This is a genomic window from Sporosarcina sp. FSL K6-2383, assembly GCF_038618305.1.
In the GTDB taxonomy this organism is placed as follows: domain Bacteria; phylum Bacillota; class Bacilli; order Bacillales_A; family Planococcaceae; genus Sporosarcina.
Genome location: NZ_CP152017.1, coordinates 1,896,704 through 1,913,264, shown reverse-complemented (window position 1 = coordinate 1,913,264; position 16,561 = coordinate 1,896,704). Strand labels below are relative to the sequence as shown.

Here is a 16,561-nt window from a genome sequence, read left to right as displayed (position 1 = left end):
TTTGATCGTTGATGTATGTGACGACCTTCTTATTTGTTGGTCGCTTTATTTAATTTTTTCGAAATATACGTTGCTGAGAGGTTAATGGCTAAAATAATAACGATTAGGACAATGCCAACTGCCGCAGCTAATTCAATGTCTCCCGATTCTTGCGTAACTAGATAGGAATGTACTGTTAACGTTCGAGCTGATGAAAAGATGCCCTCCGGCATGGCAGCAACAGTTCCAGCAGTTAAGAAGATGGCAGCTGATTCTCCAACAATTCGTCCAATAGAGAGGATGATACCAGATAGAACTCCCGGCATTGCAGTAGGTAAAATCACCTTGTATAAGGTTTGTAGCTTCGTGTTGCCAAGTGCTAACGAACCTTCCCGATACGAAGTCGGCACTGTTTTTAATGCTTCTTCTGTTGTCCGAATGATGACAGGTAAAACAATAATCGCTAAGGTTAATGATGCAGCAATAATAGACATCCCTAACTTTAACGTTGTTACAAAGAATACTGCACCAAAAAGACCATAAATAATCGAAGGAATTCCTGTTAAACTTTCTGTTGCAAAACGTATAATTTTTACTAATCGTCCTTGCTTAGCATATTCTTGCAAGTAAACGGCCGCTAAAATTCCAATTGGTGTGGCGATGACTAATGAAATAACAATTGTGTAGACAGTTGTTACAATCATTGGCCAAATCCCACCGCCTCGAGTTGGTGAATAATCGCCAAAAATGAAGTCGAAACTTATTAAACCAAATCCTTTATAAAAGATAAATCCTACAATCATGACGAGGACAGCAACCGATAAGAAAGCTGATAACCATAAGAATCCACGTAACAAGTTATCTTTAAATTGTCTCATCTTAATTGCCACCCTTCGCACTTATTTTTGCTAATACAAAATTCAAAATTAATATAAATGAGAATAAAACAATTCCCGTCGCAAATAACATTTCTTGATGGGTACCGAAGGCATAGCCCATTTCCAATGCAACATTTGTCGTCAGTGGACGAACACTGTCTGTTAGGCTTGTAGGCACGATTAAACTATTACCTGCTACTAAGATAACTGCCATCGTTTCTCCGATTGCTCTACCTAAACCTAATACGATTGCCGTCATAATTCCCGATTTAGCTGCAGGTACAATGACTTTGAAGATGGTACCGATCTGGGATACACCAAGTGCTAGTGATCCCTCGCGATATGTTTGAGGAACAGCACGAATCGCCGTCTCTGCTACAGTCACAATTGTTGGTAACATCATGATGGCTAGTACAAGAATAACAGCTATTAAGCTCTGTCCTTTCACTAAACCAAACGTATCTTGTAAAAATGGAACAATGATGGCAAGGCCAAATACACCATATAAGACAGATGGGATACCCGCTAGCAATTGAATGGCTGGCGAAATTATTTTAGCTACCCTTTTAGATGCAATTTCTGCTAAGAAAATAGCTGTAAATAAACCTATAGGAACCCCGATAATTAAGGCTCCAATTGTTGCATAAATGGATGCAACAATCATTGGAAAAATACCGAATTTATCTTCACTTGGTACCCAATCAGTACCGAAAATAAAGTCTATAAAGCTATAGCCCTCTGCTACAAAAGGATGAGCTCCTTTGTAAAAGACAAATCCAATAATTAACAATAAAGTTATGACTGAAAGAAGTGCACAAATCATGAAAATTTTTGAAGACACTTTCTCCAACATATACTTCCTTTTATTCACTTTACCAATTTCTACGGCCTGCTTATTAGTTGTTAGGATAGACACACTTTATTCCTCCAAAATCACGCTCAAAATTATGTTTTGTCATTCTTTATTTTATAGGAATGGCTCCTGCTTCTGCTGCAATGAGTTGTCCATCTTCACTTAAGATAAAATCTATAAATCGTTGACCAGCATCTGTTAATTGACCTTCTTTATAGACAAATAAGAAGGGTCTAGACAAACTGTATTGTTCTTTTAGTACATTTTCTGCATTTGCTGCCACTCCATTAATATCGATTGTAGAAATGGATTCATCGATATATTCAAATGAAATAAAGCCCACTGCATGTTTATTGTTCCCAACTGTTGTTTTAATATTGCCGTTACCACTTGCGATAATTGCATTTCTGATTAATTCACCAGAGCTGTAATCTACAATTTCTTGGAAAGCATCACGCGAACCTGAACCATCCTCACGAGAGACAACAACAATTTCTAAATCATCTCCACCAAGTTCTTTCCAGTTCGTCACTTCACCAGTAAAAATCTTCTTTACTTGCTCCATCGTAAGATCTTTTACTTTGTTAGTTGGATGAGTCACGACTACAATTCCGTCGTAAGCAATAACTACCTCATTCAATCCACTAGCTACTTCTTCTTCCTTTAAATCACGTGAAGACATGCCGATTTCAGACACTCCACTGATTGCGTTGGTAATACCCGCAGATGAACCAATTTGATTGACTTCAATATTTGTATTATCTTGCTCTGAATATTTGTGAGCTAATTTTTCAGCAAGCGGTCCTACGGATGTTGATCCTGAAATAGCCACTGTTGTGTTGCTACCTTTTGACGATTGTGCGGTATTATCATCGCTTGTACATGCTGAGAGTACAGTAAGTAGAGACAGCATTAGAAATCCCATTTTCACTTTTTTCAAACTGATCATTTGGTACCTCCAAGATAAATAGGTTATGTATATTAGCATAAAGAATCATTCCGACAACGCTCGGCGCTTGGGGATGCCTTTGCTGTGGGTTATCTAGAATCATTAGTTCAGTAAGAATAAAGTCTTTTCTATGTCGCATTTTGTCTACTACTAGAATAAATTCCTTATGTAAATTATCGACTGGTTTCTTGTAAAGGTTTTGTAAATTTCGTTAAAAGCAAGCTGGTTTATATTAATATTTGTAAATTTTCAGTGTTTAACAAGATAGCTTAGGGTGAGTTGAAATTGAAACTTTAATACCTACTATTTATCCTTGAAATAAAATTAGGCTACCTAACACCTATAAAACAGGGTGTCATGGTAGCCTAATTTAATTTGTGCATTATTCAAAATTGGCGCAAAAACGCCACTAGATCCTGATGATTCTCAGGCGTGACACCATGACCGTCATTGTATGACTTAAAGGTCACATTGGCATCTAGCGATTCAAAGTACTCCTTACTCTCCCTCCCCCAATGTGGCGGAATGATGTAATCATACTCTCCATGTGAAATAAAGATGTTCAAATGATCGACTGCACGAATTTCATAATCCGTCTTCACAAAATCTGGCACATAGCCACTCAATGCTACAACGCCACGTATTACGTCGCCCATTGTTACCGCTAAAGACTGAGCAAGGATCGCACCCTGACTAAATCCAAGTATGTAGATTTGCTCCTCATCTAGCCCAAATTCCGCAATCGCCTCGTGAATAAAAGATTGAATATACGTTAGCACTTCATCAAATACCGAGCGAATCGGCTTTCCTATCTCTTCAATTGTAAAATAGGAATAACCCGGTTTCGATACAATAGGACCACGCAAACTAAATATATGGTGGCTATCTTTAAAATCTTGGACAAGCTGTGGCAAATCCTCTTCGTTACTCCCCATGCCATGTAATAAAAAAATAGCAGGTTGCTTTCCCGACTCCGCTGTTGGTGTTGTATGCGTAAATGTAAATGGTGATTTCACCAAGAACACTTCCTTTCTAAATTAAAGTATGTCTATTTTATCATGAAATTAAGATATCTGGCTCTACTAACACTCCAATTAGATAGGAGGATTGAAATGTATAGATACTTTCTTCAAGTATTACTATGAACAAGATATTCAAAATTGAATTAGCAAATGTTTTAGTATTGAAAGCGAAGTGTCAGCTACATAAGTTACCCTTTGACTGCCCCACCGGTCAAACCTGCGATAATGAAGCGCTGCATGATTAATGCTATGACGAGCACAGGCAATGTGATGATCACAGATGCAGCCATTAAACCTCCCCAGTTAATGTCGGAATAGGAAAGGAAATTAAATACCGCGATTGGCAGGGTTTTGGTCTTTTCTCCCGCAAGAATAAGCGAAAACATAAAATTGTTCCACGAAAAAATAAAGGCTAGAATAGAGGATGTGATTATTCCAGGACCAGAAATGGGTAAAATTACTCGAAGAAAGGCACCCGTAGTCGTACAACCGTCGATTCTCGCTGATTCTTCCAATTCCCCCGGCATACTTTCGAAAAAAGGAATCATTACCCAAATGATGAATGGCATCGTTACGAGCGTATGACTAAGCGTCAAAGCTGTATATGTATCGATGAGTTCTAGCCTTGAAAAAATGATAAACCAAGGAATCAAGAACGAAATTCCTGGAACAATTCGAGCAATTAAAATCAACAAACCCAGTCCGTTTTGTTTATATTTTGCAATGGCATAAGCGGCCGGTAATCCAAGTAAAAGACCTAAAAAGGTGGATGCCACTGCTATAAGAAACGAGTTAACGATGAAATCCATAAACTCATATTTAGTAAATACGCTTATATAGTTATCAAAGTTTGGCGTAAAACCGAAGAGATTGGATGTATCCAAAATCTGTTGCTGGGTTTTAAATGAAGCCAAAATCATCCAAAGAAACGGCAAGATGAAGAGAATTAGAATGACGTAAATTGCTATATTCGTAGAAATCAATTTCATCGTGTTTTTCTTCCGTTTATTCATAATGCAGCACCTGCCTTTTTACGTAAGGAGATTACCAGAATACTAAGAGAGAGAACAATCGCAAAAAACACCATCAATAAAGCGGATGCCTTCCCGATTTGGAAATATTGAAACCCTAACACATACCCGTAAATATTCAGCGTTTGGGATGAGGTTCCCGGTCCCCCTTGCGTCGTCGCATAGATAATATCAAATGTTTTCAACGCATCAATTAAACGAAGTAGTACAGCTGAGTAAATAGCCGGCTTCAATAACGGCAGAGTGATATTCCAAAAAACCTGAAAACCGCTAGCCCCATCCACAATGGCCGCTTCATAAGGATCTTTAGGCAAGGAAACTAGACCTGCAAGGACGATAAGGGCAATCATCGGCGTCCATTCCCATACATCAATCAGGATTAAGGACGGGATTACAAGGTCGGGGGATGCAAGCCATTCCTGTACCGGCAAACCGAGTGCCTGCAAAAAGATATTCGCAACGCCAACATTAGGTTCGTAAATCAAGACCCAAACTAAGCCAACAGCCACTGGTGTCGCAATCATAGGAAGAAGAAAAAGTGTCTTGACAAGGCCCTTACCAATAATATGTTTGTTCATCAATAGAGCAAGGAGAATCCCGAGCACCGTCTGCACCCCGACAGCAACAACGGTAAAATAAAACGTAATCCAAAGCGACTCACGAAACAGCTCGTCTTTAAAGAGAGACATATAGTTATCGAGGGCGACCCATAAAGGAGGCGTAATATTCGACATGCTCCATTCATGGAAACTTAGCCAAAACGTATAGCCTATCGGAAAAATCATCATCAAGCCAACAAATAAAACCGCCGGCAGAGGGTAAATCCATTTCACATTCTTGTCAATCCAGTACAACATTCAACTTCCCCCTTTCTTCGAAAGTTTATTTGGTAGATAAAAAGAGGAGGATGACTTCCAATTGTCAGCAAAGGAAACATCCTTTAGCAATCGAAAATCATCATCCATATTGCTGTTATTCTTTATCTAGAATGGCTTGGAACGCCGCATTGGACTTATCTGCAGCGGCTTTTACATCTTTACCTTCAATCGCAGCATTGATGACATCACCAATCGCATCACGTGCCTCACCTACGTTAATGATGGCTGGACGGTCATATGGCACGCCGTGTTTGTTGTTTTCCACAATCGCTTCTGTTAAGTCTTCCGGAAAATGAGCAACACCTTCTGGCATTTCCCAAACCGATGTGAGAGCCCCTGTGATTCCGTCGGCCTGAAGATCCAACACGATATCTTTACTCGTAACCCATTTCACGAACTGCCATGCAGCATCTTTCTTTTCAGAGTTGGCACCAATGGCGATAGCCCAAGCTGGAGGGGCTGCCACTTTATTTCCACCAGGGCCGGCTGGGAACGGTGCAAAACCAACTTCCTCAGCTACCCCTGACTTCGAGGGATCCGTTGCATTTGTATAAAGGGCAGATGCATCTGTATAGAAAACTGCTTTTCCTTGCGTGAAGACAGCCATCGCTTCCGGCCAGCTCATATTCAACGTTCCAGGAGGACCATAATCTTTTAACAACCCACCGTAATATTCAAAGGCTTGGATTGCTTCAGGTGTATTCAAAGTCGCTTGTCCATCCTCCATGAAATCAGCGCCATGGCTGTAAAGGAAGCTTGAAAACTGAGTAACCGCTGGAGAACGTTTCCCACGTGCGACAAACCCATACAAGCCGTTTTGAGGATCACTCAATTTCTCCGCCTGTTCTTTCAATTCATCCAACGTCTTTGGTGGTTGAAGACCTGCCTTTTCTAAGATATCTTTACGGTAGTATAAAACCGTCGATTCAGTTACAACTGGAAGCCCGTACAGGTTATCCCCGTTTTTCACACTGCCAAGAGCGGACGGAACAAAATCATCCGTGGAATTCCCCTCTTGAGAAACATAGTCATTCAAAGAGGCAAAGTACCCATTCTTCTCAAACTGTTTCCCATCTTGAAGTGGACGGAACAGCACGACGTCGATACTCTTTGCGTTTGCCGCAAACTCAACAGAAGTCTTTTGGGATAGCTGATCTTCGAAATAACTGTCTACTTTCACCGTAATGCCTGTTTCCTTTTCAAAATCAGGTAGCATTGGCATAATGGCTTCGGTCCATGGGTGATTAGCAGCAACCAATCTGATTGTTTGAGGCTCGTTCCCAGATGACTTTTCTCCGGTAGTCACTTCATCTTCTTTTTTGTCACCACTACAAGCAGCCAGAGCAGCGCTTACCCCGATCAGAGCCACCAGCGAGAAACCGACCTTCTGAAAGCAATTCCATTTTTTCTTCATTACAATCCCCCTCACTATTTTTATATTTAGATACTTTCTAAGAGCCTCCATTCACTCAATCTTCCTACAATCAATAAATTACTTTGACGTTTCAAGTTATTTCTAGATAATGGTCTTGAAATCATTTAAGCAATTCCCCTTATAGCTTGATTATATGAGTAAGACTATTTTCCAGTTTACGACTGACCGCCATCCCTCTTTGGATAGTATGTTTTACTTTCACTGCTTAGAATCTCCAGCCCATAAAACAAATCCGACGATGACCCAACATAATGGGATGTCTCTTAGCTTGAAAGTATCGATAAAGTTGTCCGATACAACCTATCGGCCGAAACATCTTCTAGCGCGCGATTGTAATAATCAAGGTTTTAGACCTGCTTGGCATGCGAAAATAAAAACATGAAAAAAAGAGCAATCCATAAGTCAAAAAACTTAGGGATTGCTCTTTTTAGTTAGTCAAGTTCAACCTATTTCAGTAGGTCATCTTCCAAAATCCATGATTAATAAGATGTACTTACTTTTCGTGATTGTCCTCTTTTTGCTCATTTGGTTCATCGCTGCCACGATAACGATGGTAAGGGAGAAGGTTCCAAATCCGCTCTTGGAAATGCTCATCAGTGAGCACCTTCGGAATGTCCGCAAGAATCTTTTTAGCGACATCAAGTTCGCTTCGGGAATCTTCTTTATCCTGATATAAGAATTCATCGGAAGCGGTAGCTGATGCTTGAGTCACTTTCTCCTCCAAATCCTGAATGACCATCTCCTGATGAACACGCATTGACTCCCGGGCATCTGCAATCCATTCTGGCTGTAAACTACGATTGACATCACCAACACTACTAAACTCATCAAAAATGTCTCGATAGATTCGATCCGCATTGGTCCGGACATCCAAGTTCGCCGCTTCCAAATCAAGGTTCGTTAGTTCCTCTACTGTCAAAGGTGTAATGCGCTTTCTTCCACCGAGCCTTGTCCTTTCTAAATAGAAAGGGAATATACTTTTAAGCGTTTTGCCGACTGGTGAAATGGATCTTCCAAACTCATCAAGTCCTTTCGGCTGAACTCCTTGTATCGCAATGCGAGCTGATTCAGGACGCACAATTTCCTTCGGTGGCATAATCCCATGGCGAAGCATTTCCCGTATACCCGTACCAGAAATATTAATCCGATACTGTTCATCATGCGGACAGGACTGCCCTGTAGCTGGGCTATCACAACGTGTGCAGTAAAAGACTTCATGAAACAGTCGAATCTCTATCCCTAACTCTTCTGGTTTAAACTCGTCAAATATACTATGACTCGCATACTTATCATAATAATCGCCAATTCCTGCATGATCTCGCCCTATGAGCGCGTGCGTACATCCATAGTTTTTCATTATTAAGGCATGTAAAACAGTCTCCCGTGGCCCTGCAAAAATATACGTTACCCGCAAAGGAGCGAGAATCGAGCGGCCTTGCGGATAATACGTATCCAAAACGCTTCGATAAGACAACATACGGAATTCATGACGGGTATACTCACGTTTGGCCATCTCGACTAAAGGTTGAAGAAGCAAGCCATCTAATTCTTCTAAAGCGTTCTTATGAATATACTCATGGCCTCTATGCAATGGATTGGCTCCTGTTATAAAACCTGCCGCAGTGCGAAACTTCTTCTCCTCATAAAATGTATGCCACGTATCTTTTGGTTCCAGGCGAAGCTTCTCAAATGGTCCCCAATCCATTCGCCGCAATAATCGAATAGGCCCACCTAAAGAGACATCGCCCATTCTTCTATAAATTGCATCTACCCCTGGGTGGTTTCGATCAGTCGTACCGAAAAGAGATGACGCACGCTTTTCCTTATCATATTGAAAAATATCTTCTATTTGCAAAATAGCAACAGGCTCATTGTTTTCATCCGCAAGTGTCACCTCATCCCCAAGCTTAAGTGACTTCACGATATCTTGGTTCCGATTACCGATTGGCGCAAAACTTAGCGGCGCAGGCCATATGATGCCATTGGTTAACCGCCCTGTCGCAAGAACGGAGTTATAATCTGGCTCGTTCATAAAGCCCTCATTCGGAGACAAAACCCCTGTCGCAATCATTTCAAGCGTAATTGAAGCCTCCATGTCTACCATAATCGTTGGTAGTTGCTTGGCTCTGACAAGCTCTTCTTCTCGCTCTTTTCCCGTCACTACTTTATCCACCAATTTGCCCCCATGAGGCTGTTGTGGATAGTTCAAGAACTTGTTTTTCACTGGCACATTTACCATCCCATTCCCTCCCACTTTTTAAATATTTATCTACATACGGAAAACATTTAGCACTTTCAATATTACTATAAGCTTATATTCATAAAAATCAAATACTCTGACACTTACACTATTATTCAAGCCATTCACACTTATATGGATGATTTTAGTTCACGCTTAGCGATCAATTACTTTTTCACCCCAAAAGAAAACTTGCCTTATCTTTCAGTCTCGGTAATCTCTAAGCTAGGAATACCTTCTACGGCTAGGAAGTTGGCATCCAACCCCCTCTCTAGCCTGCCAAAGCAATCTCCTTTGCCTAGGATTTCAGCCCGATGCGCAGTAAGCATTGCCAAAATTCTAGTACATTACTTGAAACAAATAAGACTTTTCCGACTTTCAAAAGAATAATGGAATTATCGGCATCATAAGTAGGCTTACTGTCGTCCTATTTGTAAGAACTCATAAGAAGCGAGTGGATGATATGAAAAAGAAGATAGTCATTGCTGGTGGAACGGGCTTTATAGGACACTATTTTGAGGAGAAGTTTGCGGACTTAGGATATGAAGTAATAATCATTTCAAGGCAACCACAACATCTTTCTTGGACGGATGAGGCAAGTATCGTGAAGGCTCTGGAAAATGCAGAAATGCTCATCAATCTTGCAGGCAAGTCCGTCAACTGTCGCTACACCGAGAAGAATAAGAAAGAAATCATAGATTCCAGAACAGAAACTACTCACATTCTCGGTCACGCACTGTTAGCTTGTAAAAATCCACCCTCTTTATGGATTAACTCAAGTACTGCAACGATTTATCGACATGCGCAAGATCGTCCTATGACAGAAGCGAGTGGTGAGATTGGAACTGGTTTCTCCGTTGATGTGGCTAAAGTTTGGGAGGAATCCCTATTTAGTTTCGACCTTCCTCAGACAAGGACAGTCGCCTTAAGAATAGCCATCGTACTTGGTAAAGATGGCGGAGTAATGGAGCCTTACCGTAACCTAGTTCGCTTCGGCCTCGGTGGTGTACAAGGAACAGGCAACCAAATGTTCAGCTGGATTCATGTAGAAGATGTATTTCGGATTGTACTATTTCTTCAAGACAATAAACAGTTGGACGGAGTTTTTAATTGCTCAGCTCCTCAGCCTATCTCAAATCGAGAATTCATGTCGCAGCTGCGAAAATCGATGGATCGAAAGATAGGCCTCCCATCACCGAAATGGATACTTGAAATGGGTGCGGTCTTTATGCGAACCGAAACAGAATTGATTTTAAAAAGTCGTTGGGTTGTTCCGGAGAGGTTGGAAAAGGAAGGGTTTCAGTTTACATTTTGTGTAATCGAGGATGCGCTTCAAGATATATTAAAAGGCTAGGAGTAGGAGGATGCAATAGCGGGCAAGGTGTCAACACAATTAGAGTAGTGAAGGTTCTAAAACAATTTCGAATTGTATTAGAACCTGTTACTACAAATTAATTCTAAACTGCCAGTTACCACCAAATACGCATGTCAGGTAGAAAATGCTTCATTCAATATCCTCTACAATTCAAAAAAACAGCCCACACCAGTAGAGAATAGTTTGATCCTTTCACATCATTGTCCCTCTATGGAATACATTAAAATCATTTCTATTACAACAATCATACTAAATACAATAGCCAGTTTACCTTTTCCTTACACAAATAGAGCCGTAATCGCAAGTACAAATACGATTATTTGAAGTAGTATTCGAATAGGAATAGTTACCGGGAAAGTCGCTTTCGAAGCAATGCAAGTTCCCCAAAATATTGCAACCGCTAGTGGTGTTCCAATTCCGAGTATCGTATTGATGAGCCATCCTTTGTTCATGTGAAAACCCCAGTAAGAAAAAGCACCGAGCACACATAATTCCATAACAAAAAACAACCTAAATACTGTATATTTGAATATCAATATCCCTATTGACCTTCTAGCATTCTCTCCATAATCTTCATGTATTCCTCTAGTTGATCGGAAGGTTGAAACACTGTATTTCCATGACACACTTCTAGCCGCTTTGGTTTTAATTGGCTTATTATACTAGCACTTGCTACAGCTTGTTTCATATCTGCTGTGAACGCAGGCATAGGTTGCTTGAGCTTCCCCTTTTTAGATGTAAACAGATCTCCAGCTAATAATACTTGGTCTTGTTCATGGTAATAGGCGACGTGACCTGGAGAATGCCCTGGTGTGAAATAAGGGGTAAGTCCCCCGATTTTCTTTAAATTCCCTAAGCCATCTTCTAAAAGGGGGTTGGTTAATGTCTTTGGTAAATTGGTTTCCAACTTTTTACGTTTTGGGTAAACGACTTCGCCCTCCATATAAGGGATTTCAATTTGATGAGCATACACCGGAACTTTATACTTTTTCAAAATTCCCTTTACTGCCCCGACATGATCAGAATGTCCATGTGTTAAAAGTATTCTCAATAAAGGACCGGCATTTAATCGTTCCATAAATTGAATGATGCGGTTTGTCATCATTGGCATTCCTGCATCTACTAATGTAATCCCTTCCCCATCCTTTACGACCCATACATGAATAGGAATGATCATCCAAGTTTTCAGACACCATATATGCTCAGAAATCTTTTTCACCTGCATCGTCATACCCCCTTACTTTAATTTTTCTTGGAAACCTAAAAGTAAAATTTCTATTGCTAGATTAAATGTTGGTCTCAATCGTTCCATTAGTAAATCATGCGGTTCATGCTGATAAGAATAGGTACTCAATACTCCATTCAATTGGTAATAATAAATTCGAGAAAATGCCAAAAGTTGTTCCTCATTCGAAATAGAGAGATTTTCTTGAATGATAGATTTCAATAGATTAAATATTTCTATTCGAAGCTGATTGACCTCTAATTCAGGCTTTTCATCCACTCTCGATGATTTAGCATTGAAAAAAACATCATACATACTGCGGTTCTTCAAACAAAAGGACATGTATTCTAAACTTATTTCTTTTAGCTTGCTTTCGGGTGATAATGAATCCAACTTTGAGATAGCCTGTAATTTTTGATGTAACTGATGCAATGGTGGCAAAGACAACTGGTGAAGTAATGTTTCCTTATCCCTAAAATATAGATAAATCGCTGTATGTGAACAGCCCGCATTCTTTGCAATTTCCCGAATCGTTACGGCATCATATCCTTTTTTCGCAAATAAATTTGCAGCAGATTCCAAAATCAACTTTTGGGTTTCCTCTGAACGTTGCTCCTGTCTACTTTTCATATTATATGACCTCTTTCCACCAAACTAACCACTGGTTATATTATAACCAGTGGTTAGTTTGATGTCAAAAAAAGAGCAGCTCATAAGTAGAAGATGTACTCTGCAAAAAAAGATGATTAAATTAACGATATCAATCTTGTAATGAATGGAAATTATGAAATAAAGTCTTTTCAAGCATGCTGCTTGCTAAGCGACACCCCTTTTGAAACAATAGAATGGAAATGATACAAAGAAAGGAAGTCATGGCTGATGAAAGTATTGTTAATCGGGGCAAATGGACAGATTGGTAAACATGTTGTCAAACTACTGCAAGAAAGCAATGAACATACTGTGCGAGCAATGGTGCGAGATGAGGCTCAAGTTGCCGTTCTTCAAGAAAAAGGGATAGAAGCGATTGTAGCTAATTTGGAAGGTTCTGTCGATGAAATTGCCAATGCTGCACAAGGCTGTGACGCTGTTATTTTCACGGCTGGTTCGGGTGGTCATACAGGTCCAGATAAAACGTTATTAGTTGATTTGGATGGGGCAGTAAAATCGATGGAAGCTGCGGAAAAGGTCGGTGCAAATCGGTATGTGATGGTAAGTGCAATTCAGGCACAAAACAGGGAAAGCTGGGCAACCAGTCCAATCAAACCCTATATGGTTGCAAAACATTTTGCAGACAGAGCACTTGTTGGTAGTAAATTAAACTACACAATTGTTCGTCCCGGTGGCTTAGTAAATGAAGCCGGAACTGGAAAGGTTTCTGCGGGAGAGAATTTACAACGGGGATCTATTTCACGTGAAGATGTCGCAAAAACACTAGTTGCAGCACTAAATGAGAAAAACACCTATAAACGTTCATTTGATCTTGTCACCGGTGAAACAGCCATTCCAGACGTATTGAAGAATCTATAAGTAAGCCGTGAGGTTCTAACACAATTCGATAGTGCGCTAGAACCTCAAATTAATTGGGAATGGCGTTCACTTTTAATAATTTCCCCCATCAACTTCATTTTAAATACATATCGTTTCGCAAAGTCTGGTTCGTTGTCACTTTGTACTTCCACATGAACCAACACCCACTTTTCCTCCCCATCCTTTAGATATACTTTGGCCAGTTGGTCGGTTATTTTCCGTCCTTTCTTTTATAATCTGCTGAAATAGCTCTTGCTGCAAAAAATCCGCCTCTCTCATTCAATCAAAGTCACTCATTGGAACTAATCTGCCTTTGTTATCAAATGTCCCCACCCATATGTTCAATCAATTCATTTCTATCATTTCTTCAAAAATACTTGCAGGTTACGCTACGTCACCATTTAATCTAAATACATACCACTAAGTATTTGGAGGAATCGAATTGAACAATCAAAAATCATTTTTCACTCAGTCACCCTGGTCGTGGAAGGAATTTATTCAGCTTCTGATTCTTGTGTTAGTTTTAGTACCTTTTTTCGTTGAGTATTTATTGATGAATTACTTGTCGGAGGCATTTCAAAATGACCTGTATGCCGGAACTTTAGTTGGTTTTATCATGTCTATCATTTTTATGTCGGGGCTTTATTTTATTGCGTTAAAGCCTAAACGACTCTCCTGGCATGATGTGGGACTAAATCGTTTCCCTTTGAATTATTGGGGGCCGATTGCTGGATGGACAATTATTAAAATTGTCGTTAGTATTTTGTTAGTCTTAGTCATGGAACTAATGGGGATAGGCGTGGAGAATAGTAAAACAGAGAGTATCCAATCTCACATGACACCTTTAACTTTCCTGATTGCTTTTGTGTCAGCATGTATCATTTCACCTATATACGAAGAGATATTTTATCGAGGGTTTCTTTATAGACTGTTGAGAAGTAAACTTGGTATTGCTGCTGGAATGCTCGTTAGTTCTTTTATTTTCATGATTGTTCATCTTCCAACATATAACGTCTTGCCAGTCACCTTTGTATCTGGATTAGTCTTTTCTTGGACCTATGAAAAGACGGGTTCTGTGATTCCAGGCATGATTATTCATGGCACCTTTAATGGAATTGCTCTTATACTCACTGCCTTTTCATGAATAAACACCACTTGCAATCGCAAGCGGTGTTTACTCATTTTTCGACTTGGAGAGCCTGCTCGATATATTCGATGATGGCGGGTTTAATTGGATAGAGCCTTAAATCCGCTGATGCTTTTTCAGATTTTCTAACTTCCCAGAACTTATCCATCAGTTGCTGATCTCCCTGAAATGTTTCTTCTGACAGGATAGTAATATCCTCCATAATGAGCTGCATGTCTACCGATTGTGGAGACACCTCCCTATCCATACACATTTCAATTCGTTTCATTATATTCACCCACTTTTTTGTGGTTGAATCGTCATTTTCAAGTTTGGGTAGTTGCTCTCTCAATAGTTGTTTTTCATCTTCCGTAAAATATTGTTGCCAATCACGTTCATGTTCTTGATGGACAACTAAAGAGAGCAGGTCTTCCCAATTGATGGTTCCTTCCAATTTCAAAATATTTAATAAGGAAGTTGTATGTTGAATCGATTTTTGTATGCTGTCTACTTGTTCTTCCAATAAAGATTTATGTACCAATAAGATGGATGTAATCGATTTTTCCGTTACGATTTTTTTACTGTCTTCAAGGGAGAGTGACAGTGATTTCAAAAGTAGAATTTTTTCTAGTGCTAAAATATCTTCCGGCGAATAAAACCGCTTGCCTCCCTCCCCTTTCTTGGAAGGTTGGACAAGACCAATCTGATCATAATACCTTAGCGTTCTGACGGACACTTTTAAACGTTTCGACAATTCTCCTGTTGATAAATAGGTCATCATATACCCCCTAGTCTTTATACGGATCAAGCTCATTAGCACCTGCCATACAAACACCAACTGGTTTAAGGACATGTAGAATATCAATCGTATCTTGATGTGCATCCAGTACAGTTTGTAGTTTTCGATACACAAATGGACTTTCGTCCGTTCCTCCCCCGCGTAGCATGACGCCATATTCTTTCACTGCATCATCCATTTGCTGCTGGGATATTGCCCCGCCAGAGCGAGTACGCTTTTTCCAATTCATCTTCCCAGCTGCCCGCGTACGACTCATAATCCGACCTGCACCATGAACCGTACTGTAAAATGCTTGTTCATTGTCTTCACAATCTTTCCCTTGCACGATTACCGAAATATCTCCCATACTGCCTCCGATAAAACCTAACTGTCCCGGCGCAGAAGGCGTTGCCCCCTTCCGAACAACGACAGTTTCTTTCCCTTGGTGCGTCTCTTTCCATGCATAATTATGGTGATTATGCACTTCAAATAACGCTTTAGCTCGCAGCGTATGAAGTACTTGGTCGATGACATAATCCCTTCCTGCATACGCATATTTTCCGGCCAACGTCATCGCTCGATAATACATATCGCCTAGCTCACTATCCAAATCAATCAATGTAGGAGCTTGCTCCATTGATTCACCGGGGGCACGGTCTGAAAACCCACGATCATTAGCTAAGTTTAAAAACCCACTCGCTGTCTTATGGCCAAATCCCCTACTGCCGAAATGGTTGGCGATCCATAAATCACCTGTCTGTTCTTCGACGAGAAGATCGACATAGTGGTTACCAGAACCGACTGTCCCTAACTGATCGATGGCCAACTTTTTTAGAGTATCATGTTCATGTTTACCAATCTGACTAAAAACATTCCAGTCCGGATCATCAAACAACTCATGGTCTACCGGTTTCTTGTTCTTTCGACCAATACCGAAAGAAATTTTTCCCGCAATTTCATCCATCACACTCGGAAGAATATTTTTAATCTCTTCGTACTTAATATTCGTTCTAACAGCCTTATTGCCACAAGCAATGTCATAACCGACGCCAGATGGAGATATTTGTCCATCATATACAACAACTCCGCCTACTGGCTGACTATAGCCATAATGTCCATCCGCACACAACACGCCACCGATAACATTTCCAGTTTCCAAGCAATTTTGAAACTGACGTAGTGTATTGTCTTCGTGTTCTCCAAAAATGATTGTTTGCATGAAAGCATTCCTCCATTCATTTGAGCACTAAGCTCCCTTTACTTAAA

Annotated in this window: 16 protein-coding genes; 3 read left to right on the top strand and 13 right to left on the bottom strand. The window is 40.2% G+C overall.

Annotated elements, in window-relative coordinates; translation table 11 throughout:
• Nucleotides 1–29: 29 nt before the first annotated feature.
• The 8 genes from pstA to MKZ10_RS09460 form a co-directional block, all read right to left on the bottom strand.
• A complete protein-coding gene (gene pstA / locus MKZ10_RS09495) occupies nt 30–857 on the bottom strand; it encodes a phosphate ABC transporter permease PstA (protein ID WP_342504727.1) in 828 nt (275 codons plus the stop codon).
• 1 nt (nt 858) lies between these two features.
• Nucleotides 859–1,773, bottom strand: coding sequence for a phosphate ABC transporter permease subunit PstC (gene pstC / locus MKZ10_RS09490; protein ID WP_342504726.1), 915 nt, complete (start codon nt 1,771–1,773; stop codon nt 859–861).
• A gap of 46 nt (nt 1,774–1,819) precedes the next feature.
• Nucleotides 1,820–2,659 (bottom strand): phosphate ABC transporter substrate-binding protein, encoded by an 840-nt coding sequence (locus tag MKZ10_RS09485; RefSeq protein ID WP_342504725.1) that lies wholly within the window; start codon nt 2,657–2,659, stop codon nt 1,820–1,822.
• 386 nt (nt 2,660–3,045) lie between these two features.
• Nucleotides 3,046–3,675 (bottom strand): esterase, encoded by a 630-nt coding sequence (locus MKZ10_RS09480; RefSeq protein ID WP_342504723.1) that lies wholly within the window; start codon nt 3,673–3,675, stop codon nt 3,046–3,048.
• A 194-nt stretch (nt 3,676–3,869) separates the two neighbouring features.
• On the bottom strand, nt 3,870–4,694 hold the full coding sequence (locus tag MKZ10_RS09475; protein ID WP_342504722.1) for a carbohydrate ABC transporter permease: 825 nt from the start codon (nt 4,692–4,694) through the stop codon (nt 3,870–3,872).
• Nucleotides 4,691–5,569 carry a sugar ABC transporter permease gene (locus MKZ10_RS09470; RefSeq protein WP_342504721.1) on the bottom strand — a complete coding sequence of 293 codons (879 nt, stop codon included), beginning with the start codon at nt 5,567–5,569 and terminating at the stop codon, nt 4,691–4,693. The genes MKZ10_RS09475 and MKZ10_RS09470 overlap by 4 nt, the downstream gene beginning before the upstream one ends.
• Before the next feature lie 115 nt (nt 5,570–5,684).
• Complete coding sequence (locus MKZ10_RS09465; protein WP_342504720.1) at nt 5,685–7,004, bottom strand: sugar ABC transporter substrate-binding protein; 1,320 nt, start codon at nt 7,002–7,004, stop codon at nt 5,685–5,687.
• A 514-nt stretch (nt 7,005–7,518) separates the two neighbouring features.
• Nucleotides 7,519–9,264 (bottom strand): sulfate adenylyltransferase, encoded by a 1,746-nt coding sequence (locus MKZ10_RS09460; RefSeq protein WP_342504719.1) that lies wholly within the window; start codon nt 9,262–9,264, stop codon nt 7,519–7,521.
• Between the two features lie 463 nt (nt 9,265–9,727).
• On the opposite strand from MKZ10_RS09460, the gene MKZ10_RS09455 reads away from it, so the two are divergent.
• A complete protein-coding gene (locus MKZ10_RS09455) occupies nt 9,728–10,618 on the top strand; it encodes a TIGR01777 family oxidoreductase (RefSeq protein ID WP_342504718.1) in 891 nt (296 codons plus the stop codon).
• Nucleotides 10,619–10,917: 299 nt separating this feature from the next.
• Here the strand turns inward: MKZ10_RS09455 and MKZ10_RS09450 are convergent, their stop codons facing one another.
• From MKZ10_RS09450 to MKZ10_RS09440, 3 genes are read right to left on the bottom strand one after another with little or no spacing between them, the layout of a single operon-like run.
• Nucleotides 10,918–11,136 carry a YrdB family protein gene (locus MKZ10_RS09450; protein ID WP_342504717.1) on the bottom strand — a complete coding sequence of 73 codons (219 nt, stop codon included), beginning with the start codon at nt 11,134–11,136 and terminating at the stop codon, nt 10,918–10,920.
• 44 nt (nt 11,137–11,180) lie between these two features.
• On the bottom strand, nt 11,181–11,864 hold the full coding sequence (locus MKZ10_RS09445) for an MBL fold metallo-hydrolase (protein ID WP_342504716.1): 684 nt from the start codon (nt 11,862–11,864) through the stop codon (nt 11,181–11,183).
• Between the two features lie 12 nt (nt 11,865–11,876).
• Nucleotides 11,877–12,494, bottom strand: coding sequence for a TetR/AcrR family transcriptional regulator (locus MKZ10_RS09440; RefSeq protein WP_342504715.1), 618 nt, complete (start codon nt 12,492–12,494; stop codon nt 11,877–11,879).
• A 249-nt stretch (nt 12,495–12,743) separates the two neighbouring features.
• Here MKZ10_RS09440 and MKZ10_RS09435 point away from each other — a divergent pair, with 249 nt between their 5' ends.
• Both MKZ10_RS09435 and MKZ10_RS09430 read left to right on the top strand, forming a co-directional pair.
• Entirely contained in the window at nt 12,744–13,391 is a 648-nt protein-coding gene (locus tag MKZ10_RS09435; RefSeq protein ID WP_342504714.1) for an SDR family oxidoreductase, read from the top strand.
• A gap of 442 nt (nt 13,392–13,833) precedes the next feature.
• On the top strand, nt 13,834–14,535 hold the full coding sequence (locus tag MKZ10_RS09430) for a type II CAAX endopeptidase family protein (protein ID WP_342504713.1): 702 nt from the start codon (nt 13,834–13,836) through the stop codon (nt 14,533–14,535).
• Between the two features lie 34 nt (nt 14,536–14,569).
• Here the strand turns inward: MKZ10_RS09430 and MKZ10_RS09425 are convergent, their stop codons facing one another.
• Together MKZ10_RS09425 and MKZ10_RS09420 are read right to left on the bottom strand one after the other, a co-directional pair.
• Nucleotides 14,570–15,298, bottom strand: a complete 729-nt coding sequence (locus MKZ10_RS09425; protein WP_342504712.1) for a MerR family transcriptional regulator — start codon at nt 15,296–15,298, stop codon at nt 14,570–14,572.
• A 7-nt stretch (nt 15,299–15,305) separates the two neighbouring features.
• The gene (locus MKZ10_RS09420; protein WP_342504711.1) at nt 15,306–16,514 is read right to left on the bottom strand and encodes an RtcB family protein; all 1,209 of its coding nucleotides are present in this window, start codon (nt 16,512–16,514) and stop codon (nt 15,306–15,308) included.
• Nucleotides 16,515–16,561: the final 47 nt, after the last annotated feature.

Coding starts and splice junctions, on each gene's coding strand:
- pstA (WP_342504727.1), bottom strand. CDS start 857: ATGAGACAATTTAAAGATAACTTGTTACGTGGATTCTTATGGTTATCA.
- MKZ10_RS09485 (WP_342504725.1), bottom strand. CDS start 2,659: ATGATCAGTTTGAAAAAAGTGAAAATGGGATTTCTAATGCTGTCTCTA.
- MKZ10_RS09475 (WP_342504722.1), bottom strand. CDS start 4,694: ATGAATAAACGGAAGAAAAACACGATGAAATTGATTTCTACGAATATA.
- MKZ10_RS09470 (WP_342504721.1), bottom strand. CDS start 5,569: ATGTTGTACTGGATTGACAAGAATGTGAAATGGATTTACCCTCTGCCG.
- MKZ10_RS09465 (WP_342504720.1), bottom strand. CDS start 7,004: ATGAAGAAAAAATGGAATTGCTTTCAGAAGGTCGGTTTCTCGCTGGTG.
- MKZ10_RS09460 (WP_342504719.1), bottom strand. CDS start 9,264: ATGGTAAATGTGCCAGTGAAAAACAAGTTCTTGAACTATCCACAACAG.
- MKZ10_RS09455 (WP_342504718.1), top strand. CDS start 9,728: ATGAAAAAGAAGATAGTCATTGCTGGTGGAACGGGCTTTATAGGACAC.
- MKZ10_RS09450 (WP_342504717.1), bottom strand. CDS start 11,136: ATGGAATTATGTGTGCTCGGTGCTTTTTCTTACTGGGGTTTTCACATG.
- MKZ10_RS09445 (WP_342504716.1), bottom strand. CDS start 11,864: ATGCAGGTGAAAAAGATTTCTGAGCATATATGGTGTCTGAAAACTTGG.
- MKZ10_RS09440 (WP_342504715.1), bottom strand. CDS start 12,494: ATGAAAAGTAGACAGGAGCAACGTTCAGAGGAAACCCAAAAGTTGATT.
- MKZ10_RS09435 (WP_342504714.1), top strand. CDS start 12,744: ATGAAAGTATTGTTAATCGGGGCAAATGGACAGATTGGTAAACATGTT.
- MKZ10_RS09425 (WP_342504712.1), bottom strand. CDS start 15,298: ATGATGACCTATTTATCAACAGGAGAATTGTCGAAACGTTTAAAAGTG.
- MKZ10_RS09420 (WP_342504711.1), bottom strand. CDS start 16,514: ATGCAAACAATCATTTTTGGAGAACACGAAGACAATACACTACGTCAG.